Raw genomic sequence first — 24,528 nt, forward strand, 5'->3', positions numbered from 1 at the left:
GGTAGAAATGGCGACCAAATGGTATCGAAAAGCCCCCAAGTGGTAAGGCCTGCCGGTACCATCGCCAACCTCGCCGACCAGATGTTGCCTTGGAGTTGTCTGGCCGCAGCGATAGCATTCTGGCTGGCGAGCCTTCCCCTCATCGACACGCAAGACCTCGGCCAGCTCGGCTTGCTCACGGCCATGCCCTGGACCATGGCGCCGGCCTTTGCACTTGTTGCAATCGGCTTTGTCCTGACGCTGCGCGCAAAGGTCAAAACAGGCCTCGCCCCCTATGTGATGATTATCATGTTCGTGGTCCTGCTCCATGGCACAGCCGCGATCGTCTACGACAATCTGCGATACTCCTGGGCGTGGAAACATCTCGGGGTCATAGACTTTATCCAGCGCACTGGCACAATCGATCAATACTCGCGTTATCTAGCCGCTTATCACAACTGGCCAGGATTCTTTCTGATCTTTGCCAACATTGGAAAAATATTCGAGATCGACCCGCTGGAAATGTCGCAGATCGCGCGCTTTTTTCCGCTCGGCCTCAACCTGCTTTATGCAAGCATACTGCCCTATATTTTCCGACGCCTCTCAACCGACCGGCGCTTGGTATGGACAGCCACTGCGCTGTTCATTGTCGGCAACTGGGTTGGCCAGGACTATTTCTCGCCGCAGGGAACCGTCTTTTTTCTGCTGCTGATCGTACTGGCACTCTGCCTGGGCCCTCTGGCTTCAATCCCCCCTCGCCCACCCGCGAATGCTCACCCGCTGCGGTTCGTGTTCTGGCGCCTGCAACTCTGGTCGACACGCCGTACTCCGGTTCTGCCCCAACGCCTACCAACTGCGCATCAGGTTACGGCCGTGGTGACGGTCCTGGTGCTTATCCTCGCCATTACCGCAAGCCATCAACTGACCCCCATCCTGATGATAGCGATGTTCGCAGGGCTATTTGCAATCGGCCGACTGTCAATCGGTTTCCTTTTGTTTGCCATTGCCGCCGAAATGCTTTGGCTGTTTTTCATCGCCGATCCTTTCATGGGGCAGGTTTTACCGGCGATGATCGGCGAGTTCGGCACAATTGGCGACGCAACCTTCGGCGCTGTTGTTGACTGGAGGCAAGTGAGCGATGGGCAACGCCTTGTGTCGCTGGCCAGCAGATCGGTGGTTGTCGTTATCGTTTTAGCGGCGATGGCGGGTTGCTTGTTGAGATTGCGGCACGGCTATCGAGACGGCATTGCCGCGGTACTAGCATTGGCCCCGGTGCCGCTTGCGATCTCCACGTCATATGGCGGCGAGATCCTGTTTCGTGTTTATTTCTTCATGCTGCCCTTTCTTGCCTTTTTTGCCGCTGGCCTGCTTTTCCCCCATCCCAAAAGCCGGTTCACCGCATTCAAGGCAACGGCACTTGCGCTTTTTCTGTCGACGCTGTGCGGCGCATTCATCCTCGCCAACAATGGCAAGGATGCTCAATACGCATTCACCGATGGCGAGGTCGCCGCAGCGAAATGGATCTATGCCGACCCCGTACCCGATACGCTTCTGATTGAAGCGGCCACCAACTACCCGATGCAGTTCCAGAACTACGAAAACTTTATATATGTGCCCCTGTCCGAAGAGCTTCGCACCAGTCTCAACGAGGTGCTGACAGATCCCGCACGCCTGTTGGCCAGTTGGCTACGTACACATGACGGTCCTGCCGCCTATGCGATTTTCACCCGCAGCCACGCCGCCTTCTACGAGGCGATGAGTCTTCTGCCAGGCTCGAGTCTGCCCGAGGTCGTCGATAAGTTGATGGCCTCGCCGGACCTCAAGGTGGCTTTTGCCGCGCAAGATGCCATCGTCTTTGAGGCAGTGCCCGTGCCCGGCCCGGCAATGTCACCTGACGATATCGTCCGGCAGCGATACCAGCTCGAGCAACTTATGGCGTTCGGAGGCTTTGGCTCGTCCGGCTTGCCGATCTCTCGAGATCATCTTGCCGAGCGCGAGCAGGAGCGCCTTATCGACGCACTCAGAGATGCCGGCTACCATGAGGCTGTCGTTACCTTGGCACCGGCCTCAGGGTCGGGCGAGACCGCAGCAACTTATGAGATCGAAGTTGATGCCGGTCCCATATACACCATCGGCACTGTACGGCTGCATGGCATCGACACAGCGTCTTCTGGTGAACTGCCGCAGGTGCTGACCGATCTCGTCATGCGTGCGCCTGGCGAACCGGCAACGCGCATGAACTTTGACTCGCTCATGAACGTCACAACATGGCTGCTTGGCCAGTCGGGATATCCCTTCGCCCAGGTGCGGCTTGGCACTCTTGATCTTCATGCGGAGACCAGACTGGTCACCATGGAGATCGTCATAGAGACCGGGACACGCGCGACAATTGGAACCACTTCGGTTGAAGGCGTGTGGGAACGCATCGATCCGGCCATTCTTGGCGATGTGCCACTGCCGACAGACGAGCCCTATTCCCCCGATCGCATTTCCATTCTTTACGAAGCGCTCTCGGCACTACCCACGGTTGCTCAGGTTTGGATCGAACTTGTTCCTGTTACCGATAGCGTGATCAATGTTGCTGTCGGCATCGATCCCGCACCAAGGTTCGTTCCGTCGGGCCGGGACATCGTCGGCCTTGTGCTGCTTGCCATTCTGCTGATCATTATCGGCACACGGGAAGGGCTGACGGCTACAGAACCACGACTATACCGAACGGCTATCGGCAATTACACAATCGCCACCGTCGTGCTGGGCAGCATCGCGGCAACCTATGTGCTCATCCGCCTGCTGGAAATAATGGCGATATAGAAATCGCGTGATTGCGCGCTTTGACGCGCCCAAATCCCTGGCTCAAAGTCGTTGCTTTGTCGCGTGTCCGAACCGGAAAACCGTTCCCCCCGGATCGCGTCCGAGGGAGTGCTTTTGCTGGACGCGCTCTAACGGCCCTGTACGTGCCGAGCCAGCTTTTCTCGAACCATCTCGGCAAAGGTCTTGTTGTCGGGCTTTGTATCGATCAAGGCCACAACCATTTCTTCCGACGAGGTATCGCGCGTTCCGGAAATTCGGAGAACAAGCGTATCGATATCAGCCTTGAGTTGGGCCAGTTCCGCAACCAATTGAGCTTCTCGCGGATCGTCGTCGCGCTTTGCGTCCGAGCCGTCGGCGTCTCGCTCGCGAGCGGCCTGTAATTCTTTGAGCTCGCGTTCTGCCTTATCCCATGCAGTAACAAGACTTTGCCACTCGGCAAAGATTTCAGGATCAAATTTGTCTGTCACGATTAAACCACTATTCCACCAAGACCGGCGAGAGTACACGTTGCTAATTATTCACAAATGCGACTTTAGCGAGATGCCCCGCAAATGTCACCCTGACACACAAACGATTGAGCTATGGAACAAGGTTGCAACGGCCATTTTCCATTACGAAACAGGTGCTTGAAAAATGGGCGCGGGCGAATAAATGTCGCCGCATCTTAGTAGAAGAAAATAATATTCAAATTGTAAGGCCGAATCAAAAATAAGCTTTACTTAAAGCATCCATCTATATTAACATATTTTTAACCGGATGTTATTTGAGGGACGTCAAACTACTCCGGAAACTTCCTGGTATCGGGCTGGCCACAGCCCATGGTTGTGTTTGGCGGCGCTATGGGTCGCCAATGTAGGCGTTTTTATCCGATTTTCGGTTCAGCATCGCGCTAGGCGGGGCGCCAACGGGGGGTACAATGAAATTTGACTCCAATATCTTCGTGCGTCGCAACTCCAATCAAACCACCAATCCCCGCAGTCATCGTGCACAAAATGGACGATCTCCGTCAATATCCGTAGTAATACCAGCAATGAATGAGGCAAAGAATCTGCCCCATGTATTGCCCTATATCCCGACATGGGTTGATGAGATCATTCTGGTGGATGGAAACTCCAAGGACGATACCGTCGCCATTGCCCGAAAGCTGGTGCCCGATATTGTTGTCGTAGGTCAGGACCGGCCCGGAAAGGGGGCGGCGCTTATGTCAGGCTTTCGCGCAGCAAAAGGTGACATCATCATCATGCTGGATGCTGACGGTTCGACAGACCCGAGAGAAATTCCGGCCTTTGTGGGCGCTCTGCTCTCCGGGGCGGACTTTGTAAAGGGTTCGCGCTTTCTGCAGGGAGGCGGCACTCTCGACATGGAATGGTATCGCAGGCTTGGCAACTGGGGCTTTGTAAAGCTCGTATCCTTGCGGTTCGGGGGCAATTTCACCGACCTTTGCTATGGCTACGCAGCATTCTGGCGCGACGTCCTCGACCGCATGTCGCTTGATGACGATGTCGGCTTTGAAATCGAAACCAGCATGAATGTGCAGGCTCTGCTGACCGATCTGAAAATCACCGAAGTCGCCAGCACCGAGATGCGCCGCATCCATGGCAAGAGCAATTTGAGAACCATCCCCGACGGTTGGCGCGTTCTGTCAAAGATCGTGCAATTGAGTTTTCAGAAACCTCAAAGGGAACCGCAAGCCCGGATAGCCAGAACACAACAGCACTGAACAAGTAGCCGGCCCCGGCATTGAGGTTTCCGAGATGGACAGAGTTTCTGTTATCATCTGCACGCATGCGACTGACCGGCTTCCGCTGACACGCAAAGCGGTTGCCTCCGTTGTAAAGCAGACGTTCCCGGCCCACGAACTGATCGTCGTCGTGGATCATAATCCCGATCTGCTCAAGCAAATAAAGGCGGAGAAATCGTCAGCCCGTGTCGTTGCAAACACATGCGAAACCGGTCTTTCCGGAGCGCGCAACTCTGGCGTTCGGGCGTCCTCGGGCGACATTATTGCCTTTATCGATGACGATGCCCTGGCCTCACCCAATTGGCTTGAAACGCTTGTCCACCATTACAAGGACCGGCATGTCTTGGCTGTCGGGGGACATATAGAACCGATCTGGCCCGCCGGACGCCCGTTATGGTGGCCCGAGGAGTTCGACTGGGTTATCGGATGCAGCTACCGTGGCCAACCGGACGCTGTTGCCCCTGTGCGAAACCTGATCGGCTGCAACATGTCTTTCCGCCGTGCCGTCTTTGATATCTGCGGCGGTTTTTCAACCGAGCTTGGCCGTGTCGGGTCCGATGCTGCAGGTTGCGAAGAAACCGAATTCTGCATCCGGGCGCAAACGGCATTTCCCCTTGGCCATATACTTTACGATCCGGCTGTTCGCGTAAGCCACAGCATCGAACCTGAACGCACCAAATGGTCCTATTTTGCCAAACGCTGCCGGTCCGAAGGACGGTCCAAGGCAGCGCTATCGGCAAAGACAGGAACTGGGCGCGGATTGAAGTCCGAAAGGGATTATGTCCGCCGCACCCTTCCAACAGGCGTACTCAAAGGCTTCTTCGGCGGGCCGGGCGCTTTGCGTAAGTCTGGCGCAATTATCGCGGGGTTCGGCATGACGGCCGGGGCCTTTCTGGGCGCACGATTGAGGCGCACGAAGGCTCCGGCCACACATGCCGCACCCGTATTTGCGCCGTTCAAAATCACCGAGTTCGACGTATCCGGGCCTCTCGGAGATCTGGCGGGCGTCGATCCGGAAACCGGGAAGGTTTATGGCGCTGCGTTCTGCTTGGTCCGCAATCATGGAACCCCGGTCGGCATCGCTACGCTGCCGGTATGCGGGACGACCATTCCGGAAAAAGAGCTGTCCCCCCTGTTGGCAAAAGCCTGCACGGTGCCGCGCCAGACCGTTCAGGCAAGTGTTATCAAGCAGTTGCCGAGCGCACGGGTCGTTATCGCTACGCGGGACCGGCCGGAGATGCTTGCCAATTGCCTCGATACGCTGCTGGCCCAATCCTATCCCGAATTTGAAATTCATGTGGTCGATAGCGCACCCGCTACAAGCGCAACGCGCGAATTGATTGCCCAGAAATATGCCGATACCGACATTCGCTATCGTCACGAACCGCTGCCTGGTCTGGCCTTGGCGCATAATCGCGGCATTGCTGGCGCACGGACTGACCTGCTGGCGTTTACCGATGACGATGTGCTTATCGATCGCAATTGGCTGCATGTGATTGGCACTGCCTTTGGTCGCGACAGGCGCATCGGGTGCGTGACCGGACTGATCCTGCCTGCTGAATTGGAAACGCGTGCCCAATACTGGATCGAGGCTCACGGCGGCTTCGGGAAGGGTTTTGCGCCCCGACTGTTCGACTTGGGCGCCCATCGCCCCCAGAGCCCACTTTTCCCATATGCGGCAGGAGCATTCGGCTCCGGGGCCAATATGGCATTTTCGCGCGCTGCCCTTGACGCGATCGGTGGTTTCGATCCCGCGCTTGGCGCAGGAACGATTGCGCGCGGCGGTGATGATCTGGCCGCCTTTACCGCAGTCATCCTTGCCCGCTTCCAGCTAGCCTATGAACCCGGAGCCATCATCTGGCATCATCACCGGCGCAATGAAGAAGGTATCGCAGGCCAGGCTCACGGCTACGGTGTGGGGCTAGGCGCCTATCTGACGAAAACGCTTCTCGATCACCCGCAAGCGGCGCTGGCATATGCCATGGGCTTCCCTGCAGCGCTTCTCCATATTCTTGGACCGGGTTCCAGCAAGAATGTACGCCTGCCAACCGACTATCCGGCATCGCTCAAATGGGCGGAACGCAGGGGAATGCTTGCAGGTTTTTCAGCCTATTTCAGAAGCCGCAGACAGGTTGCTCGAAGCGCTGAACGCGCTTATGCGCGGACATCGGTTTCCGGGCATCAGGTATAAGGGTCCAGCCATGCCCATCCCGATCCTGATGTATCACAGCATCGGTGAGGATTGCGCCCCGGCCTATAGGCGCTGGATGGTCACGCCCGCCCGTTTCGAGGCGCAGCTCAAAGCCGTCATGTCCTATGGCTACCGCTTTGTGACCATGAGCGAATTGATGAAGATCAGGTCCGATACGTTCCGTGTAAGCGAACCTATAGCTGCCATCACCTTTGATGACGGACTGGCCGACTTTGCCAGTGGCGCCGTGCCGGTGCTTGAGCGCCTTGGCATCCCGGCCACCCTGTTCGTCGCCACAGGTTATATTGGGGAGACGGCACGCTGGCTTGCCGACCTCGATGAAGGTAATCGGCCAATGCTCAGCAAAGCCGACTTGCGGGCATTGGCCGGTTCGGGGATTGAGTGTGGGGGACATACCCACACTCATCCCCAACTCGATCTGCTCGACGAGTCCGCTGTTGCCTACGAAGTGACGACCAGCCGCAACCTGCTCTCCGACTGGCTCGGTCAGGCACCCATCTCTTTCGCCTATCCTCATGGTTATTCTACCCAGCGCGTCCGCGACATCGTTGCACGCGCCGGATTTCTCTCCGCCTGCCGTGTAGCCCATGCCTTGAGTGCGCTGGATGAAGACCCCTATGCCCTTTCGCGTATCATCGCGACCGAGGACATTGATGAAGCGCGCCTTGAGCGTATACTGGACGGCGATGACATCCGCACGGCGCCGCCGTTAGACAGCGTGCCGATCCGTGCATGGCGCCTTTTCAGGTGGGTGCAAAGCGGTGCATGGCGCCCGGCCGCGCTGCTTTTCGGCGCCGCCCTCATGTTTGCCGGCCACTCAACCGACGGCGCCGCGCAGAGCCGCTCAAGCCTTTCGCAGATCTCGCCGTATTCGGTGTTCTCCACAAGCCCGAGCACACGCCCGCCGGTGGTGGAAACCGCGGGCGCCGCCCTGATCGAATTGGCCGATCTATATCGCGATGGCGGCATCGGACATACGGATGCGGTCATCGCGCGCGACTATTACAGCACTTTGACCCACGAGGCCGACGATCAGACAATCGCTGTTGTGCTGCCGCCTCTGCATTTCGCACAGGCGGCGCCGGTCGAACTCAATCCCGCCGGTGCGCAAGGCATCTATCTGGATGCTGCGGCGGCGGGCGAAACGCTCGCTCTCGTCCGGCTTGGAGATTTGCTGAGCCAGGATGACATCGTCGAACGCGACTATACGCGAGCCTTTTTCTATTACGCGCGTGCCGCATTGCTCGGCGACCCGACCGGGGAACTGCGCATGGCGGAAATGCAAATCCTTGGCCAGGGAACATCGCGCAACATCGAGGAGGGCATGGCAACGCTTGAGCGATTGATGGCTGCAGGAGAAAGCGCCGCCATGATCAGTCTCGCCCAGTTCAAACTCGATCCCTCCATCACCGAGCCGGATCCGCTGGGGGCGGTCGCCGCTTACATGGCAGCAGGTGAAGCCGGACGGGTCGATGCCTGGGAGCGGCTTGGCACGCTCTACAGATATGGCGGTCCGATCCAACCTGATCCTACGGCGGCCTACGAAGCCTTTTCGCGTGCAGCTGAGTTGGGAAGCGTAACAGGCAGTATTGCGGTTGCCGAAGCGCTTGTGCTTGGCCAGGGCGTCGCTCGTGACACTGCAACTGGCATCCAGATGCTGGAAGATCTGGCCGCAGCAGGAGACATCGATGCAACACTGAGCCTTGCCGACCTCTTGGCTTCCGGCGCAGAGGGCGTAATGCCGCGCGATCTTGAAAGCGCTGCGGCCTACTATCGGCAGGCGGCAACCGAGGGCAGCAACACGGCAAATCGGCGCCTTGGTGTTCTCATGATGGAAGGCGCGCTGGACGGCAATACGCGGGAAGAAGGATTGGCGCTCCTTGAAGACGCTGCCCAGGCGGATCCGGCACAAGGCTATTATGAAATCGGTGATCTACTCACGCGAGGCGATCAAGACGAGTGGGACTTGCCCGGCGCAATTTCAGCTTTCGAGCAATCGGCACAAGCCGGAAACGCCTATGCAATGCTGAGACTGGGATACCTTTATCGTGACCCGGAAGCAGGAACACCCGATCTCGAAGCGTCGCTAGAAAGCTTCAAGAGCGCTGCCGATAACGGCTTGGACGTTGCAGACCAGGAGGTCGGTATCATGTTGGCCTACGGGCAAGGCACGCCTGCAGATGTGGCAGGCGGGCTGGCGCGAATCCGCGCGCTGGCGGAGACAGGCGATATCGGCGCCTGGATGACGCTTGGCGACATGCTGTCCGATCCTGAACTGATGCCGCCCGATGCGCCCGGCGTGATCGAAGCCTTCGAGCAGGCGGCAGCCCTGGGCCATATCGATGCGCTCATCAGGCTCGGCGACATTCACCGCGACGGTATTTTGGTCGCTGCGGATGGTGCAGCAGCCCAGAGCTACTATGAACGCGCCGCCGAAAAACTTCTCGAGGCACTCGACGATCCGGCGGAGATAATGGCGGAGTAGATTGAGGGCACCGACACCCTAGCTACCGGGGATGCTGGGCACATCGAGAAATGCCTTGAGCAGATCGGAGCGGCTCAGCACACCCACCATTTGGCCCTCTCTAGTCACCGGAAACAAACGATAGGGACGCGCGATGAATCTTTCGGCAGCCGAAACGATGTCGAGCGCAATATCGAGCGTCTCGGGGTCTTTGGTCATATAGCGTTCGACGGCGCCGCCCCATTGGCCGTAATAGGCCGCATTGAGCGCGGCCTTGAAGCAGTCCTTTTTTGTGAGAATACCGACCAGCTCGTCGCCTGCATCGACCACCGGCGCGCCTGCTATTCCACGATCCGCGAGAAACCGGGCAGCTTGACCGATTTCGGTTTCTGGCGTGAGCGTGGCAATGTCGCTCACCATGAATTTCTCGACGGTCAAAAACCGGATCATTTCAATCCTCCTCCCGCCTTCCTGTCGCAGGCCCCGCATTCAATGCCCTTGAGACAGTTCAACCCACCACACGAGCCCTTTATTGGCGCCCGGCCCGCCATCACGCCAAGCGCGAGCCCACCGAAGGCAAGGAGGAATATCGCGAGTGTCAGAACGATCTGCATGGCAAATCCTCAGGTCAAAAGAAAATCGGCGAAATTGCCGCTCGTCAGCGCACGAACCTTGTTGCCGTCACGAACGAGAACAAGTGCATCGATATCGAACAATTCTGCCGTCTCGATGGCCTTCTCGAAAGGCATCGCCATCAGAGCCGTTGCCCAACCGTCTGCCGATGCGGCATCGTGATCGAGAACGGTGACAGAAAACGTCGCGCCACTGACGGGACGTTGGGTCAGCGGATTGATGATGTGGCTTATCTCTTGCCCAGGCAATCCGTAGCTTTGCGCCGCAATGCCGGACGTTGCAATCGCCCGCCCATCGAGACGGACACCAAGGGCGAGTTGTCCATCTGGCCCCTCGACACCCGCCTGCCAATCGCGGCCGGAAGGATGAACGCCGCGCGCCATCAGTTCGCCGCCCAGATCGAGCAGGAAATCTGTCAGGCCTTGACGCTCCAGATTTGCCGCCATAGCCGCAAGGGCATAACCCTTGGCAACGCCGCACAGGTCGAGCGACAGTCCGGGATCGTTCTTGCGCACACGATTGTCGCCAGATCCGATTTGCGCATAGTTGCCCCAGGCATCTGCCTCGATCGGACCGAAACCGTACCGGGCGACGACAGGACCGATCGTCGGATCGAATGTGCCGCCCGACCGGTGCGCGATCTGGAGTGCGTGCCCGAGGACCGCATTGAACGCGGACGATACAGGCAGCCAATCTCGCGTGTCGGCGCGATTGATTGCAGTGAGTTCACTGTCCTCCCGGTAGGGGGAAAACACCCTGTCGACCGTCTCGATTATGGCGGTGATCTGGGGCCGGGAAACTGTGCTCGCAATAGCATTCGGCACTGTCAGGCGCCAATAGGTACCAAAAGCCGGGCCGCCGAGCGTTTCAATTCCTGTTGCGGCCAGTCCCGGCCCCGGCATCAACACCGAGGCACCTGAGATAGCGAGAAAATGACGGCGCGTAAGCATGGCTATATCCCGAAATCGTCATTGAAGATGGATGATGGCTCGACGCCATTATCGTCGAGCATGGCATAAACAGCAGAGATCATGAGCGGCGGGCCGCAAAGGTAGAATTCGCAATCGTAAGGCGCTTCGTGGGCCTTCAGATATGCGTCGACGATCCCATGGATGAACCCGGTTGGTCCGCCCCAATCGTCATCTGGCTGTGGCTCTGACAGGGCCAGCGTCCATGAAAAATTCTCATTCTCCCTGGCCAGAGCATCAAATTCCTCGCGGTAGAAAATGTCCTGCCCGCTGCGCGCGCCATACCAGAAGCTGATCTTGCGTTTTGTTTCGCTGGCGAGCTGTTCATGGATCATCGCCCGCAACGGCGCCATACCGACCCCGCCGCCGATAAAGACCATCTCGCGATCGGTCTCCTGAACATGAAAGTCCCCGAAGGGCCCTGAGACATCGACTGCATCCCCGGCCTTGAGGCTGAAGAGATAAGAGGAAACAATGCCGGGCGGAATGTCGCTTGCTCCCACCGGCGGAAGGGCCAGCCGAATATTGAGCACAATCGTTCCCTTGTCTTGCGGGCGGCTGGCCACCGAATAGGCTCTATGGGTCGGTTCGGGATTACGCAACCGCATGTTGGCAATTCCCATTTCGGCCCATGCAGTTTTAAAGTCCGCCTCCTCGACTTCGAGGCTTTTGAGATCGAGATCGAAGGTCGGAACCTCGACCTGAACGTAAGAACCGGCCTTGAACACAAAATCTATGCCTTCGGGCACGCTCAGAACGATTTCACGAATAAGCGGTGCGACCTGCGTGCTCGACAGCACAGTCGAGGTCCAGCTTTCCGCCGACAGGATGTCGTCTGGCACTTCGACAGAAAGCGCGCCGCGCACGACAAGCTGACACGAGAGCCTATGCCCCTCCCGAATATCGGCGCGGCTTAGCACCGCGGTTTCTGTGGGCAACGGATCGCCGCCGCCTTCGCGAACCTTCAACTTGCACTGGCCGCAGGTGCCCGCGCCGGCACATGCCGAAGGGACCGCGATCCCGCTATCGTTGAGCAAGGACAATAGCTTGCCCCCCGTCGTGCCAGCCACTTCCGTATTGCCGTTGACCGTGATCAGCACAGGGCGAGCGGGCGACAGGATGGCGCGGGCCGTAATCACGATCAGCGAGAGCGCCAGAACGAGAACGACAATAAGACCGGTAGCCAGCGCAATCTGGGTCATGCCCCCACCCCGGCAAAGGCTGTAAAGCCCATCGAAAGCAGTCCGGTAATGATGAAAGCCATACCTAGACCCCGCAATCCCTGGGGAATGTCGGCATAATTGAGACGTTCACGAATTGCGGCCAGCCCCATAATCGCAAGTGCCCAGCCGACCCCGCTGCCGAACCCGAACACCACGCTTTCGTTGAAGTCATATCCCCGCTCGACCATGAACAGCGAGCCACCGAGAATGGCGCAGTTGACAGTGATTAGCGGCAGATAGATGCCAAGCGCGCGATAGAGCGCGGGAACGAAGCGATCGAGTACCATTTCAAGAATCTGCACCATCGCCGCAATCACACCGATAAAGGCGATGAGATTGAGAAAGGTCAGATCGATCGCGCCAAGTCCAAGCGCAGCCCAGGTATCGGGTTTGAGCAAATAGGCAAAAATCAGGAAGTTGAGCGGAACGGTGATCGTTTGAACAACGATCAACGCGATCCCGAGCCCGACCGCTGTTTCAAGCCGTTTTGAAACAGCAAGAAACGTGCAGACGCCCAGGAAAAAACTCAAAACCAGATTCTCGGCGAAAACCGAACGGATGAAGAGATCGATCATCGCGCAGCCCCTTCCTTTTCGGTTGCTATCTCGAACTCTGCCAACTCGACTTGTGCAGGACGAACGGCACGGATAATCCAGATAAGCAGACCGAGAATGAAAAAGGCGCTCGGAGCCAGAAGCATCAGATGAAGCGGGACAAACCAGCCACCGTCATGGACGGTGACAAACACGGTATGGCCATAAAGCGTACCGGCCCCGAAAAGCTCGCGCAAAAACCCGACAATAAGCAGGATCAGCGAATACCCCAACCCGTTGCCCAGCGCATCGAGCGCCGAGGAACCGGGCGGGTTGTGCATTGCGAACGCCTCGGCACGACCGAGCACGAGGCAATTGGTGACGATCAGCCCCACGAAAATGGAAAGCCGCTGGCTCATTTCAAAGACATAGGCCTGGATGATCTGATCGGTGACAATCACGAGCGAGGCAATGATCGTGATCTGAACGATAAGGCGGATCGAGTTGGGGATATGCCGCCGAATAAGGGAAATTACCACGCTTCCGGCAAGCAGAACGGCAGTGAGCGCAACCGACATTATAGTTGCGGTTGCAAGCGAGGTAGTTACCGCCAGCGCCGAGCAGATGCCCAGAATTTGCAGCGTCACGGGATTGTTGTCGATGATTGGCCCATAGAGCGTGCGCATCGCCTTCATGGCTACAACCTTCCTGCGCGCAGATTGCCAAGCACCGGCGCAAACCCGTCCGGGCCAAGCCAGAAGCGCACCGCATCGGACACCCCGCGGCCGGTCCGTGTGGCGCCGGTAATGCCATCGACCTCGAAACTGTTGGTTGCGCGGCCCCGCACCACTTCAAGCCGGATATTGCCCTCTGCATCTGCCAGTTGCCGTCCAGGCCAAAGCGCCTGCCATGCGGCCTCCTCGATCCGCGCACCGAGTCCCGGTGTCTCCCCTTGCGCGGTTATCGAAAGCGCGGCGACGGTGTTGAGATCGCCCTCCAGAGCCAGATTGGCGCGGATGGTCGACTGATAACCAGAACCTGAAATGGGTAAGATAACAAGCCTCAGCTCTCCATCCTCGCGCAACACATGAATTGAGACGAGGTCGGGCCGCCGCCCGATCCCTGCTATGTCCTGCTCTGCGGTCAGAACCGTGGTGTTGGCGGGATCGGTGCGTACGGCATCGGCATCAAAGCTGTCGGGATCGATGTCCTGGGCGACAAGCCCTGTTCTCAGGTCGACGACCATCGTTTCCAGGCTGTCACCACCCGAGGCTTCGATCAATGCGGCCATTTCGGGCATCGAAGCCAGCATGGCCTCCATGCGCGCTTCCATCTCGGCGACGCGATTGGCTTGTTGAATCGGACCGAGATAGACAGCGGCGCTGGACACCGCAAGCGCGCAAACCGCCGACACGATGAACGCGACAGCAATCGTCTTGGTCCGACTTTCATTGGGCAGCGCCAGCAGTCCGCGCCATAGCGATAGAGGATTTAGATCAACCATTGCGCGATCTCCTGAAACGGCTCGCCACCGAGATTGCAGCGGCATCGACAAGTGGCGCGAAAAGCGAAGCGACGAGCGTCGCAAAGACGACAGCCTGCGGGCCATCAAATCCGGTATCGGTCCAGCCGAAAAGGGCCAGCAGCCCCCCAGCGAGCAAGCCATAAACCCAGCGTCCGGGGCGTGTCGCCGAGGACGTGACAGGATCGCAGACCAGGAAAACCAGCCCGAACACCATGCTGCCTTGCGCGGCGATTATCGTCGGGTCCTGCCCCAGTGCAAACGAAGCAAGCGCGACGCCAAGGATAGCCGAAACGACAATCTGCCAGGAAACGATGCCTGTCGCGACCAAGAGCAGCGCGCCGGGTATGACCGAAAGCGCCAGCAAATGCCCCCCGCCGGCCACCAGTGTCTGGGGGAAGGCAAAATAGAGAAAGGCCAGAGACGCGACAGCGGCGTTGATGATATTGCGGCCCCAGCCACCGAAAATCTGCTCACCGATCACAGCGCCGAAACTGACGGCCAGTATGATCTGCCACGGCGAAAAGTCGCCCGGCGCAAGCACGCCGATCGAAATGGCCGTAACCAATGCGATGGGAGAAACGGGCTGCGCTCGCGCCCACAAGAATATCAATTGCCATACGATTGCGACGCCGAGCGCCAAAAGCATATGCCAGAGCGCGACCGGCCCGAATGTGCCAATAGCGGCGCAGGCAGCGGGAAACGCCGCCGCAGCAATAAGCCACGATATGGTTTCGCGATGCCAGACGCCGCCCATCACGCCCGCTCCTCGAAACTATCGAGCACTGCCCGCAAATGCTTGCCGAAATCGGTCTGACCGCCAGTCACATATCGAGCCAAAGCCAGATCGTCTTCGGCGAGATGGAAACAACCGAAACGTTGCGCGGCTTCCGCGTCGCCAATCGAAAGCGCGCGCAGCAATGGCACAACCGGAGCGTCAGTTCCAAGCGCGTTTTCAAGCGCCTGGGTTGGGATGAATGGCGCTGGCATTTGCGCCTTGTCGAGCGCTTCAATAAGCCAATGGCGAGACGGACGCGGCTTGCGCTCTATGACCGTCGCCTGAAGATGATACCGGGCAAGGAAGCGCCCCTCTGTTCCTGAAAGCACCGAACCCGAAACGATGGCTTTCGGTCCCGGTGCAAGATCGGGCCGCGTCAGAGCATGAAGGTCCGCTCCAAGCGGGACGCGAACCAGGCGGGGCCTTCTCATACCTGGGCCTGCAATGGCTACGATGCGGAAAGGGTCGATCGTTCCCGTTTCGAGCAGATGACCGATGGCGATGACATCCTGATAGCCGATATGCCAGACCGGCTCGCTCTCGCTGGGCCGATGAAGCCTGGCGATATGCGTGCCAACCAGTCCCGCCGGATGCAGCCCTGCGAAGCGAACCGTTTTCAGCCGCCCGGTCTCTTGCACGAGCGGCGCCACATCGGGCTGGCAAAGATAGACAGGGCCACCAACCAGTTGTGTCATTGCCTCCACGCCCCGCCGAAAGTCGTCCCGCCGCGCCTCAATGATGGGAAGGGGATCGGGAGCGTGCGGGGCTGTATCGATTGCCGTTATGAATATGGCCGATGGGGTAACATCAGGATCGGCGATGCGCTCGAATGGGCGTGATCGCAGAGCAGGCCATTGCCCGGCAGCGAGCAAGAGTGCGCGCATACCGTCCCGTGTTCTGATGCTGGAGCTATCGAACTTCGCGATATTGGCCGAGCCGTCAGTCGCGATTATAATTTCGGAAAGCCGCCGACGGGGCCCGATCTCAATGCGCTCGACGGTGCCCGATACCGGAGACACAAACACGATATCGGGCCGCGTGCGGTCGCGAAAAAGCGGTGCGCCGGCTGCAACAAGCGCACCCGCTTCAACCAGAACTTCAGCACGAACGGGGCCAAGGTCCTGCCCGCGCGATCCTACTTTCGCAACATTTGCATGGTGATCAATTGATTGCTCCGGTTCCCCCGCAAGCCGAATTGACAGCCCGCGCCGCACGACAATTCGCATAACACCTCACTCGCTCAACTACCTTTTCATAGCGGAAGCCAGTCAGAAGGCATTTGACCTCGATCAAGTGAAGCCCACGCGAAGGTGTTATTTTGAACCAAGGCAAATCGAGGGAAGAGATGGCAAAGCGCAACTGGAAAGTCGGGTTCTTGGTAGCCATTCTGATCGGTCTGGCAGGACCGGCCATGGCGCAGCAGTCCAGCCCGCAGGTCTCCATCGTGCAGAAATGGCTCGGATCGGGACACGCCAATCCAGAGTCGCCATCCTTTACCCATTGGAGTGGGCAGGACGCCATTCCCGCCAATTGCGCCATGTGCCATTCAGGCGAAGGGTTCCGTGATTTTTGGGGGGTCGACGGCAGCACCGTGGGGGTCATCGATCATCCGATTGTGCCCGGCGGCGTCGTGGATTGCGAGACCTGTCATAACGATGTCATGGCAACGCCACAGCCCGTAACCTTCCCGTCCGGCATCACGATCAATGCAGAAGGAACCGTCGCCACCTGCATGACCTGCCATCAGGGCCGTCAATCCGGCCCGGCAGTTGCTGCCGCGACCGCGGGAATGGTAGCCGATGCGGTTAATGCAGACTTGCGCTTCATCAATCCGCACTACGCCCCCGCTGCGGCCATGCAAATGGGCAGCGCTGGCGGCGGCGGGTATCAGTACCCTGGCTTGAGCTACATGACCCGGTTCACCCATGTGCGGTCGATAACGCAGTGTATCGACTGCCACGATCCACACAGCCTTGAGATTGAAGTGCAGAGTTGCGTGCGCTGTCACGGCACCGAGGACTTGCGCGCCATTCGCACCTCAATGGGTGATTATGACGGAGACGGGCACACCGATTCAGGCATTTATGCCGATATCTCCAGCTTGAGCAAAACGCTGCGTGAAGCCATCGGCACCTATTCGGTCAACATTGTCCAGACCGAAATCGCCTATGTTGATCGCTTCCCCTACTTCGTCCATGCCGAGAACACGGAAGACGCGGGGACGGTCTATACAAGCTGGACCCCACGGCTGCTGCGCGCCGCTTACAACTACAAATTCGTCACCAGCGATCCGGGTGCATATGCGCACAACCCCCATTATGCGATCCAGCTTTTGCATGACAGCATAGCAGACCTCGGCGGCGCGATGGGCCACCATTACCCAATCGGAGAACGCCCGCACTAAAGCGTGTCTGGCAAAAGCATCTCGTTGGACCCGAATGCGGGGGGACGGTTTTGCGGTTCGGACACGCGACAAGACAAGGACTTGGAGCCGCGGAGTTGATTCAATCAAATCCTGAACGGCTCGAAACCTGCTGGTGTCGTGCTCATGCTCCGTAGAGCAGGTCTTGGGCCGACGACGCGGCCGATTTGAGATACTCGAGCGCAGCGTCCAACCGATTCCGATCTATGCGGGACGTCGGCCCGAACATCGATATGCCCGCGACCATTTTTCCATCTCGCGTGACCACCGGGACGGCAATCGCGGTAATCCCCTCTTCGCGTTCACCCAGATTATAGGCATGACCCTGATCGGCGATGGTCGCGATTTCTGCTTCCAGAGCCGCCCGGCTGGCGACTGTGTTCAGGGTCCAGGCCCGCAACTCGGTGCGCTTGAGATAATCTGTCCGCTCGCGTTCCGGCAGATAGGCAAGCCATAACTTTCCATGCGCGGTGCAATAGGCTTCGAGCCTGTCCCCGACCCTGATATCGACTGAAAGCGACCGATTGGGCATGGCACGGGCGATGCAAACAGCCATGCCCTCCTGGTAGATCGTTGCCATCGAAGCCTCTTCGGTCTGGCGCGTCAGTGCATCGAGCAGCGGTTGCAGGTGCCGCCCAAGATCGTCCTGGGCCTGTGCCCTTACGCCCAGGTCGACCAGCATGTAGCCCAGCCGATACCGGCCGCGACGTTCCTCGACCAGCGCGCCCTCTGCAGCGAGGGTCCTCAGAAAACGATGCGCGGTGATCGCGTTCATGCCGAGTTCGCGAGCGACATCGGCTGCCCCGATCGTTTTTCGCTGCTCACCGAGCATTGCCAGAATGGCAAAAGCCTTTGAAGAGGGCACCATGAGCGCGACTTATGTTGCCCTGCGGGTCTCACAGGCTCTTGAGGGGCGCGACGCAGTGCTCTTGTCAGAACGCGGCTGCCCCATGCCGCCAATGACCCTCACGCATCACCGCGCCTGGTATCAGGAACCTCATGCGGGCGGGCTGGGCTGGTCGTTCCCCGCTGCGCTGGGAATGCAGCTTGCCGAACCGGATCGATTGGTGGTCGCCACCATGGGAGACGGTTCGTATATGTTTGCCAATCCTGTCGCCTGCCACCAGATCGCCGAAGCCCTGGACCTGCCGCTACTCGTTCTGGTGATGAACAATGCCGAATGGGCCGCGGTACGCCATTCGGTCACCGACATCTATCCGGACGGCTATGCGGCGAAAACCAATGCGATGCCGCTGACCGGCCTCTCGCCCATTCCCGATTTCACCAAGATTGCCCAGGCCAGCCGGGCCTTTGCCCGTCGCGTGGACAACCCATGCGTCAAGCCGTTGTAGTGCAATGTCGTTCACTTCGCGCCATGCCGTGTCTGCGTCGCCCATAACGGGATCGCTAAGGATGGGCGCCACGAAACCGAATGGCTCCAGTGCGGCGGAAATCTTGTCCGCGATGTCGTCGGGCAGTTCTGGCAGGTCATCGACTTCGTACATGTCGAGGCTGTCATCGAGCCATTGGTATGGACGCAGAGTGTCAGGGTGGACTGTTGGCGGAATTACGGTCTGCTTGCCGTAGGACAGAAGATCGACGATCCGCTCACCGGCAAGAGTAAAGCTGCGCGCTGCGACGTCGGACGAGCCGCGGTAAAACGCTGAAAACCCCTTGCTGCCGAGCTTCTTGACTGGACTGTCAGGCAGGATCGCGGCGAGTGCAGCGCACAAATCCGCGTCGTCTGTGTCGATGTCGACGACCATGAGTTGCCGATCGAGAACGAGACACACGCCAGCTTCTGGCCACGTCTCCCACGCGCTGATTTCAAAGTCGGTTGGCAGGCGATCGCCATAGGCCTGCCACCCGCGCCTGGCGTGCCAGCGCTTTGACGCATAGTCCGCCGGGGATTTTACTTCCCGGCATGACTGGCACAGCGCTAAAGCCGAGCGACACCAGGCGGCCAACTGTCGTGTATGCACTGGAAACGGGCTTGAGCATTAAAAAACTCACAAAACGGGTGATACACACCTTTACACAACGCATCTTTGTGTGTATAAGTGTGTATAAATTGATGAGGATGAAATGAACCAGAAGCGCTCACCGATGACACCCCGCGAAGTCGTAAAAATGCTTCGTGCCGATGGTTGGGAAGTGAAGCGCAAAACCGGGCGATCATGTCCAGTATGCACATCCCACGAAGCCGGGTCGCGTCACTGTGGATATGGGAGTTCGTCAGTTTCCGACTGGAACGCTTCGTTCGATATTCAGGCAAGCAGGGTGGGACTGGTAATCCCGACCAACTCGAAAAGGTATGGAAATGGCTAAGCATTATGTTTTGGCACTCCTTCACAAGGAGGATGGCGCTTATGGGATTAGCTTTCCGGACTATCCCGGCGTGATTTCCGGTGGCACGACGTTCAACGACGCGGTCAACCGAGGCGCAAACACTCTGGTTTTCCACCTGCAGTCTCTGGCGGAAGATGGTTTGGAAATACAATTGCCTCGCGATGCACCAGAGGACGCAATCGCAGAAATGACCGAAGAGGAGTTTGCGAATGCAATGCCTGCACTTATCGAAATAGACTTCCCCGGTAAGTCCGTGCGCGTCAATGTTTCCATTGAAGAGGGACTGCTCGGACAAATCGATAACGCTGCACGTATGACCGGAGAGAGCCGGTCGGCATTCCTGGCTAGGGCCGCGCGTGAGCGGTTGCGTGCTTAGTGTGATGCGGCGTCTTTCTGTTCTGTAGCCACCACGGCAGGCATAAACCGCGCGATGCGACACCTCAGCCATGTGAATTTCGGCACGGCCCAAGAGTTGCCAAGGGCTTTATAGCGGGGTCCGTCTGGGCACTGGTCGGCTGGTTTGCCGCGCCACGGGATTTGGGTGTAGTTGTCGGGGAACCCTTGAAGTCGTTCGCACTCAACGGGGGTTAGGCGACGGACGGCGGAGTGTATAAGGGCGGAATGCCCATCCGAATTTGTCCCGAGTGTCGGGGCGCATTCCTTGGCTAAGCCTATCCCGCCAGCCTTGGCTCCCATCTTGTGGTTGAAGGCCAGAACATGCGGCTTGTCACCGCCGCCTTGGCTTGCGCGCAGGGCGGTAGCCACCTCACCGCCTAGTTCGGCTGTAGCGCCGCCCTCACGGCCGCGAATGGTGACTGTGACTGCAGGCATAACACCCGCATTGGCGTGGCTGTTTGTGTGTCCACCGGCACGCAGTGTCGGACTAAGCTCTTCCTGCGCGTCCGCGCCGTAGTCCTTGGCCGAAAAACATATTGCAACTACCGGGTCTTGCCCTCGCGTGTCTCCGGTTCGCTCAACCCCTCGGCCACTTGCGACAAGGCTCGGTGTAATATCGGCGGCAAAACCTTTCCCCGCTTCTCGGCTCTGCTGGCGCACTCGCGAGATGCAGCGAAGGAAATATGACGGCGGAGTATCCGGCACTCCTCAAGAACCCACCAAGAAATACCCCCTGCGCCACATCGCGCGTTTCGTCCTGATCGGTCTGTACACTGGGACGCGAGCCGCAGCTTTGGCGTCAGCATCGCCACAACGCGGTGAGGGTAAGTCCTACATCGACCTTGAGCGCGGCATCTATTACCGGCTTGCGGGCGGTCGTAGGGCGTCGAGCAAGCGGCAACCACCAGTGCCACTGCCGCCAGGCTTACTTACGCACCTTCGCCGGTGGGCTCAGTCCGACGAGGACGGGAATATCCCCGAGCACTTCGTCATGTGAAACGGCAAGCCTGTCAAGTCCGTAAAGGTTGGCTTCGCAAGGGCGTGCAAACTCGCCGGTCTTGGTCCCGATGTAACGCCCCACACCCTACGACACACCTGCGCAACATGGCTCATGCAAGCCGGTACGCCGATATGGGAGGCTTCGGGCTATCTCGGAATGTCGCCAGAACTTGTGGAAAAGACATACGGCCACCATCACCCAGACCACCTGAAAGCCGCGACAAGCGCATTTAGCAAGCATCGTCAAGGCCGTATTGTTGTGGGGGAAAGTGTGGGGAAACCCTCTGAATCCCCCGCGATTCAGCTGGAAACGCCCGGTTTTCTTGGTGGGCCCGGAGGGAGACGCACAGGAAAGCAAAGTCAGTTGGTTAACTTGGCGCACCTTGCGACAGCTTCCCATTTTGTTCCGGGTTGGCTTGGCGAACCTATGATAGATCAGTATGGATTTGTTGATGCTAAAGTGAGCGGACGCCTCGATCATCATAGGACCGGAAGAATGCCACTCAAATCTTGGTCAGATCACGAAGACAGCGCATTCCTAAAAGAGTTTCAGGCCGCATTCGATAAGGTCAAGTTCCACCCCGAGGATAGCCCCACTGGTTGGTCAGATATGCTCAAGCTGCGCAGGCTTTGCGAAAAGGCGCTCACAGAACTCAGGGCAGCCGAAAGAGCGCAACAGGCCACAGATACCCCCGGCACCCGCTTACGGGCGCAGGCGGACATGATACGGGACCTGCTGACCATAATTGACGTGGCTATGCCAAAAGACCTTCAACAGCAAGACATCAGGGTATGGCGAGCGAGAGAGTTCCTAGCCTCGCTTGAGCCGGATTATCGGCCATCGCCAATGCCGAGTATATTCCAGAGCAAGGATGATGATTGAGGCTACCCGCCTATTTGAGCCAGCTTTCCGATCACCCATTGCAGGGCCTGAACGACAAGCCCGCCGATTATAAGCCAGACCAGCCCGAGCAGCATCAGCATTCCGACGCCGCGCTGCTTGATGCGGCCGAATTCCTCAACAAGCGGGCTCATTTTCTGGACCGTACCTTCGACGGTCTTCATGCGCCCATCAAGGTCGTGGGTATTCCGCTCCACGGCCTCGATGCGTTCATATTGCCGAGCACGGCTGGCGTCTGATTTTTCGCCTTGCTGTTTTACGGTTTCTATAAGGGCATCAAGTTTGCCCTCGACGCGACCCAGATCACGGTTCATATCGTCCACCACGTTGGCCCCTATAGTCTAAAATGCCCATGATTGCGCCCCGGATGCACCGAGGCGCGTGATTGTGACTACTCGCCCAATGCTGGCTTTGTGCTCAGTCGGCCATAGAGCGCCCAGATGATCCCGCCAAACTCCATCGCAGCGGCAAAGCCGTTGACGATCAGAACGGTTTCATCGCCGCCAATGGGCAGATCCAGAATACGAGCCGCAGAACCAATTGCCGTAATCAGCAAACCTTGGATGACGCGAGAGCGATACCAGGGCTCCTGGTTGGTCTGGTTGACCAGAACGGGGTTTGCATCTTGCGCGATGCGCTCGGCTGTTTGCCGATCAGTGTGTTTTTCGGCAATGCGAAGCACTTGCTCCGCCAGCGGGATAAGCCGGTAGGGCATTGGGTATCCTTTCGATGTGGTGTTTTTTTAGGCGGCGTCAGCCGCTTTCTTGAGCGCCTTGGCGCGTTGGCGATTGATGACCGCGCGAATGACCAGCAAAACCACAACAACGGCGATAAGGCCTAGTACGAGGCCAATAGGCAGGCCAGAGACCTCATTGGCCTGATCGACCACGCCAGCGCCACCAGTGCCTACCGCTGCACCGCCCTGCCCATTTGCCTTGTTCTGCGCGTCCTTGGCGTCTTTTTGCAGCTCGGTTTTCGTGGAGACCCAAGAAAGAGCCGTCGCCTCCACGCTGGCAATGCGACGCGACCAGCCCTTGCCGAATGTGTTCCAAATTGCCAGAGACTGAACGAATGACAGGCGGCGCGCGCAAAGGCGCTTGATAAAGTCTCGGGATGGGATGCGGCCAATGGCTGCGAGAGTGACAGGGCCAATCTGGCCGTCTTGCGATACACCGGCGACGGCCTGGCTATACCGGGCCGAACGCGAGACGCCTGAGTTTACGCCAAAGTCAAACACTGCGAGATCATCGCCAACGCGCAGATCATCACCACGAATCGGTCGCCAGTAGCGCGCCTCATAGATTTGTGATGCCTCTGCCTTGGAGAGATTGCGGACATCGGCCTTCGAGATTGGCTGCTTGCGCCACGCTTGCAGCACGGCGAAGGTAATGCCCATATTGGTTGCGCCTCCCGGATCGCGGGGATGATCCACGTAGCCGCCCTCAAACGGCCATAGGTGTTCGAGGCAGCGCTGTAGGTTGCCTTTGGCCATCATGGGCCTCCTTATGTTGAGATTATTCCGGTCGGGCTAAGAGAGCGTCCGCCCGTTCATCATCAAACGCCTGCGTTAGCTCCCAATGCAGCACGGCAAATAGCGGATCGTCAGAGACGAAATACTCGACCGCGTGATACATCAGGCGCAGCTTTGCGAGTTCTGATGCGTTGAGTTCGTGCTCGAACTGCGCGGCTTCTTTCGGGGTCATGCGCTCGATGAAGTGTGATTTGTAAAGGCGGTAGGGTTTGGCGGCTATTTGATATTCGCGCATCTCTAGCGTGATAATTTGCTTACCGCGTTCAGGCGTCCACATCGGCGGGTTCCTCTTGTTCGTCGGACGGCACCGCAATCGGGCCATCTTCGGTGACGGTTATCGGTTCCGGAAAGGCCACAGCCTGGGAAGGGCTCGGGCCGTGTGGAAGCCGCACCGTTAGCCGTACCTCGCCGTCAATTTTCTCGACCGGTCCGACGATCCAGTCACAAGGCACTGTACCCGCCTCGATCACGTCGCCGTCTTCCATCGGGCTGAAGTTGAACAACTCTCCGTTGATGCGAAGCCTGTTCGGTGCGGTGCGCTCAAGGGTAAGCGTGTCGTCGCGGCGCTGCGGGGAAAAGGAAATATGCATTAGAACCACCTTCCGATTGCAAAAGCGGACACAGATATTCCTGCTACGCTCGTGGTAGCGCTAAACATATTAATAGCTGCTGAAGTGGAGCCAAAACCATTAACAACTGTCCATCTATTGGACGCCGAAGATGTGTGCGCAGCCGACACAGAAACTACACCTGAAGCGAAGGCGGCAGGAAAAGTCCAAGTTAATGTACTTGCTGCTCTAAATACACTACCTACCGCTGTATCCGTTACTAATGAACCAACATCCGCATTCCAGCAAATCTGCGTCCCGTCGGCGTAGCGCACATACTGTCCGTTGGCATTGCTTCCACGCTCAATGATTGCCCCGGTCGGCACGCCGCCGGACTGTGTGACAGTACCAAGAATGTTTCCGCGCCTGAATGCTCTATCGGGTGTTTCATTAGGACCGAGCGCACCCAAACCCGTTCGGGCCGCTTCTGCATCGGCATCGTTGGTGATCCGGGTTTG

Annotated in this window: 24 protein-coding genes and 4 pseudogenes; 10 read left to right on the forward strand and 18 right to left on the reverse strand. The window is 58.3% G+C overall.

Translation table 11 applies throughout. The features are described from left to right. The first annotated feature begins 18 nt into the window (after positions 1 to 18). Positions 19 to 2,790, forward strand: coding sequence for a BamA/TamA family outer membrane protein (locus EO133_RS17875; RefSeq protein ID WP_127074011.1), 2,772 nt, complete (start codon positions 19 to 21; stop codon positions 2,788 to 2,790). 128 nt (positions 2,791 to 2,918) lie between these two features. Here the strand turns inward: EO133_RS17875 and EO133_RS17880 are convergent, their stop codons facing one another. Beyond that, the gene (locus tag EO133_RS17880) at positions 2,919 to 3,257 is read right to left on the reverse strand and encodes a hypothetical protein (RefSeq protein ID WP_127074012.1); all 339 of its coding nucleotides are present in this window, start codon (positions 3,255 to 3,257) and stop codon (positions 2,919 to 2,921) included. A gap of 449 nt (positions 3,258 to 3,706) precedes the next feature. On the opposite strand from EO133_RS17880, the gene EO133_RS17885 reads away from it, so the two are divergent. From EO133_RS17885 to EO133_RS17895, 3 genes are read left to right on the forward strand one after another with little or no spacing between them, the layout of a single operon-like run. Next, complete coding sequence (locus EO133_RS17885) at positions 3,707 to 4,510, forward strand: glycosyltransferase family 2 protein (protein WP_127074013.1); 804 nt, start codon at positions 3,707 to 3,709, stop codon at positions 4,508 to 4,510. Positions 4,511 to 4,544: 34 nt separating this feature from the next. Then, the gene (locus EO133_RS20355; protein ID WP_164735085.1) at positions 4,545 to 6,722 is read left to right on the forward strand and encodes a glycosyltransferase family 2 protein; all 2,178 of its coding nucleotides are present in this window, start codon (positions 4,545 to 4,547) and stop codon (positions 6,720 to 6,722) included. A gap of 10 nt (positions 6,723 to 6,732) precedes the next feature. Beyond that, the gene (locus EO133_RS17895; RefSeq protein ID WP_164735086.1) at positions 6,733 to 9,228 is read left to right on the forward strand and encodes a polysaccharide deacetylase family protein; all 2,496 of its coding nucleotides are present in this window, start codon (positions 6,733 to 6,735) and stop codon (positions 9,226 to 9,228) included. Positions 9,229 to 9,246: 18 nt separating this feature from the next. Here EO133_RS17895 and EO133_RS17900 read toward each other — a convergent pair whose 3' ends face one another. The 8 genes from EO133_RS17900 to EO133_RS17935 all read right to left on the reverse strand — a co-directional run bounded on the left by EO133_RS17900 (position 9,247) and on the right by EO133_RS17935 (position 16,090). Beyond that, positions 9,247 to 9,657 (reverse strand): CBS domain-containing protein, encoded by a 411-nt coding sequence (locus tag EO133_RS17900; protein ID WP_127074015.1) that lies wholly within the window; start codon positions 9,655 to 9,657, stop codon positions 9,247 to 9,249. Positions 9,658 to 9,830: 173 nt separating this feature from the next. Continuing rightward, the gene (locus EO133_RS17905) at positions 9,831 to 10,790 is read right to left on the reverse strand and encodes an FAD:protein FMN transferase (RefSeq protein ID WP_127074016.1); all 960 of its coding nucleotides are present in this window, start codon (positions 10,788 to 10,790) and stop codon (positions 9,831 to 9,833) included. A gap of 2 nt (positions 10,791 to 10,792) precedes the next feature. Then, positions 10,793 to 12,010 (reverse strand): NADH:ubiquinone reductase (Na(+)-transporting) subunit F, encoded by a 1,218-nt coding sequence (gene nqrF, locus EO133_RS17910; protein WP_127074017.1) that lies wholly within the window; start codon positions 12,008 to 12,010, stop codon positions 10,793 to 10,795. Further along, on the reverse strand, positions 12,007 to 12,606 hold the full coding sequence (gene nqrE / locus EO133_RS17915) for an NADH:ubiquinone reductase (Na(+)-transporting) subunit E (RefSeq protein ID WP_127074018.1): 600 nt from the start codon (positions 12,604 to 12,606) through the stop codon (positions 12,007 to 12,009). Before nqrE ends, nqrF begins: the two co-directional genes overlap by 4 nt. Beyond that, positions 12,603 to 13,259: an NADH:ubiquinone reductase (Na(+)-transporting) subunit D gene (locus EO133_RS17920; RefSeq protein WP_127074019.1), complete on the reverse strand. Its 657-nt coding sequence runs from the start codon at positions 13,257 to 13,259 to the stop codon at positions 12,603 to 12,605. Before EO133_RS17920 ends, nqrE begins: the two co-directional genes overlap by 4 nt. Positions 13,260 to 13,261: 2 nt before the next feature. Beyond that, positions 13,262 to 14,068, reverse strand: a complete 807-nt coding sequence (gene nqrC / locus EO133_RS17925; protein WP_127074020.1) for an NADH:ubiquinone reductase (Na(+)-transporting) subunit C — start codon at positions 14,066 to 14,068, stop codon at positions 13,262 to 13,264. Next, complete coding sequence (locus EO133_RS17930; protein WP_127074021.1) at positions 14,061 to 14,843, reverse strand: RnfABCDGE type electron transport complex subunit D; 783 nt, start codon at positions 14,841 to 14,843, stop codon at positions 14,061 to 14,063. Before EO133_RS17930 ends, nqrC begins: the two co-directional genes overlap by 8 nt. Further along, positions 14,843 to 16,090, reverse strand: a complete 1,248-nt coding sequence (locus EO133_RS17935) for a hypothetical protein (RefSeq protein WP_127074022.1) — start codon at positions 16,088 to 16,090, stop codon at positions 14,843 to 14,845. Before EO133_RS17935 ends, EO133_RS17930 begins: the two co-directional genes overlap by 1 nt. 119 nt (positions 16,091 to 16,209) lie before the next feature. Between EO133_RS17935 and EO133_RS17940 the strand changes: the two genes are divergently transcribed. Next, positions 16,210 to 17,268 (forward strand): cytochrome c3 family protein, encoded by a 1,059-nt coding sequence (locus EO133_RS17940; protein ID WP_127074023.1) that lies wholly within the window; start codon positions 16,210 to 16,212, stop codon positions 17,266 to 17,268. A gap of 142 nt (positions 17,269 to 17,410) precedes the next feature. Here the strand turns inward: EO133_RS17940 and EO133_RS17945 are convergent, their stop codons facing one another. Further along, complete coding sequence (locus tag EO133_RS17945; protein WP_127074024.1) at positions 17,411 to 18,154, reverse strand: IclR family transcriptional regulator; 744 nt, start codon at positions 18,152 to 18,154, stop codon at positions 17,411 to 17,413. Here EO133_RS17945 and EO133_RS17950 point away from each other — a divergent pair. Next, the gene (locus tag EO133_RS17950; RefSeq protein WP_308788784.1) at positions 18,153 to 18,638 is read left to right on the forward strand and encodes a thiamine pyrophosphate-dependent enzyme; all 486 of its coding nucleotides are present in this window, start codon (positions 18,153 to 18,155) and stop codon (positions 18,636 to 18,638) included. The genes EO133_RS17945 and EO133_RS17950 overlap by 2 nt on opposite strands. Before the next feature lie 132 nt (positions 18,639 to 18,770). Here the strand turns inward: EO133_RS17950 and EO133_RS20870 are convergent. Continuing rightward, positions 18,771 to 19,268 (reverse strand): annotated as a pseudogene (locus tag EO133_RS20870) (bifunctional DNA primase/polymerase); the annotation flags it as partial. A gap of 103 nt (positions 19,269 to 19,371) precedes the next feature. On the opposite strand from EO133_RS20870, the pseudogene EO133_RS20875 reads away from it, so the two are divergent. Further along, positions 19,372 to 19,579 (forward strand): annotated as a pseudogene (locus EO133_RS20875) (type II toxin-antitoxin system HicA family toxin). Positions 19,580 to 19,606: 27 nt separating this feature from the next. Next, the gene (locus EO133_RS17965) at positions 19,607 to 20,011 is read left to right on the forward strand and encodes a type II toxin-antitoxin system HicB family antitoxin (RefSeq protein WP_164735087.1); all 405 of its coding nucleotides are present in this window, start codon (positions 19,607 to 19,609) and stop codon (positions 20,009 to 20,011) included. Here EO133_RS17965 and EO133_RS20595 read toward each other — a convergent pair. Continuing rightward, positions 20,008 to 20,466: a DNA cytosine methyltransferase gene (locus EO133_RS20595; protein WP_345842688.1), complete on the reverse strand. Its 459-nt coding sequence runs from the start codon at positions 20,464 to 20,466 to the stop codon at positions 20,008 to 20,010. The two genes, EO133_RS17965 and EO133_RS20595, sit on opposite strands and share 4 nt — an antisense overlap. A 232-nt stretch (positions 20,467 to 20,698) precedes the next feature. Here EO133_RS20595 and EO133_RS20600 point away from each other — a divergent pair, with 232 nt between their 5' ends. After that, positions 20,699 to 21,028 carry a hypothetical protein gene (locus EO133_RS20600; protein WP_244640681.1) on the forward strand — a complete coding sequence of 110 codons (330 nt, stop codon included), beginning with the start codon at positions 20,699 to 20,701 and terminating at the stop codon, positions 21,026 to 21,028. Positions 21,029 to 21,061: 33 nt separating this feature from the next. Further along, positions 21,062 to 21,913: pseudogene (locus EO133_RS20610) on the forward strand (tyrosine-type recombinase/integrase); the annotation flags it as partial. 2 nt (positions 21,914 to 21,915) lie between these two features. Here EO133_RS20610 and EO133_RS17980 read toward each other — a convergent pair. The 6 genes and pseudogenes from EO133_RS17980 to EO133_RS20615 all read right to left on the reverse strand — a co-directional run. After that, positions 21,916 to 22,245 (reverse strand): DUF1515 family protein, encoded by a 330-nt coding sequence (locus EO133_RS17980; RefSeq protein WP_127074028.1) that lies wholly within the window; start codon positions 22,243 to 22,245, stop codon positions 21,916 to 21,918. 77 nt (positions 22,246 to 22,322) lie between these two features. Next, positions 22,323 to 22,646 carry a hypothetical protein gene (locus EO133_RS17985; protein ID WP_127074029.1) on the reverse strand — a complete coding sequence of 108 codons (324 nt, stop codon included), beginning with the start codon at positions 22,644 to 22,646 and terminating at the stop codon, positions 22,323 to 22,325. 27 nt (positions 22,647 to 22,673) lie between these two features. Continuing rightward, on the reverse strand, positions 22,674 to 23,423 hold the full coding sequence (locus EO133_RS17990) for a glycoside hydrolase family 108 protein (RefSeq protein WP_164735088.1): 750 nt from the start codon (positions 23,421 to 23,423) through the stop codon (positions 22,674 to 22,676). Between the two features lie 22 nt (positions 23,424 to 23,445). Further along, the gene (locus EO133_RS17995) at positions 23,446 to 23,739 is read right to left on the reverse strand and encodes a hypothetical protein (RefSeq protein WP_127074031.1); all 294 of its coding nucleotides are present in this window, start codon (positions 23,737 to 23,739) and stop codon (positions 23,446 to 23,448) included. Next, positions 23,726 to 24,052: a hypothetical protein gene (locus EO133_RS18000; protein WP_127071338.1), complete on the reverse strand. Its 327-nt coding sequence runs from the start codon at positions 24,050 to 24,052 to the stop codon at positions 23,726 to 23,728. Before EO133_RS18000 ends, EO133_RS17995 begins: the two co-directional genes overlap by 14 nt. After that, positions 24,052 to 24,528 (reverse strand): annotated as a pseudogene (locus EO133_RS20615) (hypothetical protein); the annotation flags it as partial. The gene EO133_RS18000 and the pseudogene EO133_RS20615, both read right to left, overlap by 1 nt.

The sequence above is a fragment of the Pelagibacterium lentulum genome (assembly GCF_003992625.1).
Lineage (GTDB): Bacteria > Pseudomonadota > Alphaproteobacteria > Rhizobiales > Devosiaceae > Pelagibacterium > Pelagibacterium lentulum.

What these genes read in the sequence shown, in the direction of transcription:
- EO133_RS20355 (WP_164735085.1), top strand. Translation starts at nt 4,545, where the DNA reads ATGGACAGAGTTTCTGTTATCATCTGCACGCATGCGACTGACCGGCTT.
- EO133_RS17935 (WP_127074022.1), bottom strand. Translation starts at nt 16,090, where the DNA reads ATGCGAATTGTCGTGCGGCGCGGGCTGTCAATTCGGCTTGCGGGGGAA.
- EO133_RS17920 (WP_127074019.1), bottom strand. Translation starts at nt 13,259, where the DNA reads ATGAAGGCGATGCGCACGCTCTATGGGCCAATCATCGACAACAATCCC.
- EO133_RS17900 (WP_127074015.1), bottom strand. Translation starts at nt 9,657, where the DNA reads ATGATCCGGTTTTTGACCGTCGAGAAATTCATGGTGAGCGACATTGCC.
- EO133_RS17950 (WP_308788784.1), top strand. Translation starts at nt 18,153, where the DNA reads ATGAGCGCGACTTATGTTGCCCTGCGGGTCTCACAGGCTCTTGAGGGG.
- nqrC (WP_127074020.1), bottom strand. Translation starts at nt 14,068, where the DNA reads ATGGTTGATCTAAATCCTCTATCGCTATGGCGCGGACTGCTGGCGCTG.
- nqrF (WP_127074017.1), bottom strand. Translation starts at nt 12,010, where the DNA reads ATGACCCAGATTGCGCTGGCTACCGGTCTTATTGTCGTTCTCGTTCTG.
- EO133_RS17905 (WP_127074016.1), bottom strand. Translation starts at nt 10,790, where the DNA reads ATGCTTACGCGCCGTCATTTTCTCGCTATCTCAGGTGCCTCGGTGTTG.
- EO133_RS17965 (WP_164735087.1), top strand. Translation starts at nt 19,607, where the DNA reads ATGGCTAAGCATTATGTTTTGGCACTCCTTCACAAGGAGGATGGCGCT.
- EO133_RS17885 (WP_127074013.1), top strand. Translation starts at nt 3,707, where the DNA reads ATGAAATTTGACTCCAATATCTTCGTGCGTCGCAACTCCAATCAAACC.
- EO133_RS17930 (WP_127074021.1), bottom strand. Translation starts at nt 14,843, where the DNA reads ATGGGCGGCGTCTGGCATCGCGAAACCATATCGTGGCTTATTGCTGCG.
- EO133_RS20600 (WP_244640681.1), top strand. Translation starts at nt 20,699, where the DNA reads ATGCAGCGAAGGAAATATGACGGCGGAGTATCCGGCACTCCTCAAGAA.
- nqrE (WP_127074018.1), bottom strand. Translation starts at nt 12,606, where the DNA reads ATGATCGATCTCTTCATCCGTTCGGTTTTCGCCGAGAATCTGGTTTTG.
- EO133_RS20595 (WP_345842688.1), bottom strand. Translation starts at nt 20,466, where the DNA reads ATGCCTGCAGTCACAGTCACCATTCGCGGCCGTGAGGGCGGCGCTACA.
- EO133_RS17980 (WP_127074028.1), bottom strand. Translation starts at nt 22,245, where the DNA reads ATGAACCGTGATCTGGGTCGCGTCGAGGGCAAACTTGATGCCCTTATA.
- EO133_RS18000 (WP_127071338.1), bottom strand. Translation starts at nt 24,052, where the DNA reads ATGCATATTTCCTTTTCCCCGCAGCGCCGCGACGACACGCTTACCCTT.
- EO133_RS17875 (WP_127074011.1), top strand. Translation starts at nt 19, where the DNA reads ATGGTATCGAAAAGCCCCCAAGTGGTAAGGCCTGCCGGTACCATCGCC.
- EO133_RS17985 (WP_127074029.1), bottom strand. Translation starts at nt 22,646, where the DNA reads ATGCCCTACCGGCTTATCCCGCTGGCGGAGCAAGTGCTTCGCATTGCC.
- EO133_RS17940 (WP_127074023.1), top strand. Translation starts at nt 16,210, where the DNA reads ATGGCAAAGCGCAACTGGAAAGTCGGGTTCTTGGTAGCCATTCTGATC.
- EO133_RS17945 (WP_127074024.1), bottom strand. Translation starts at nt 18,154, where the DNA reads ATGGTGCCCTCTTCAAAGGCTTTTGCCATTCTGGCAATGCTCGGTGAG.
- EO133_RS17995 (WP_127074031.1), bottom strand. Translation starts at nt 23,739, where the DNA reads ATGTGGACGCCTGAACGCGGTAAGCAAATTATCACGCTAGAGATGCGC.
- EO133_RS17895 (WP_164735086.1), top strand. Translation starts at nt 6,733, where the DNA reads ATGCCCATCCCGATCCTGATGTATCACAGCATCGGTGAGGATTGCGCC.
- EO133_RS17990 (WP_164735088.1), bottom strand. Translation starts at nt 23,423, where the DNA reads ATGGCCAAAGGCAACCTACAGCGCTGCCTCGAACACCTATGGCCGTTT.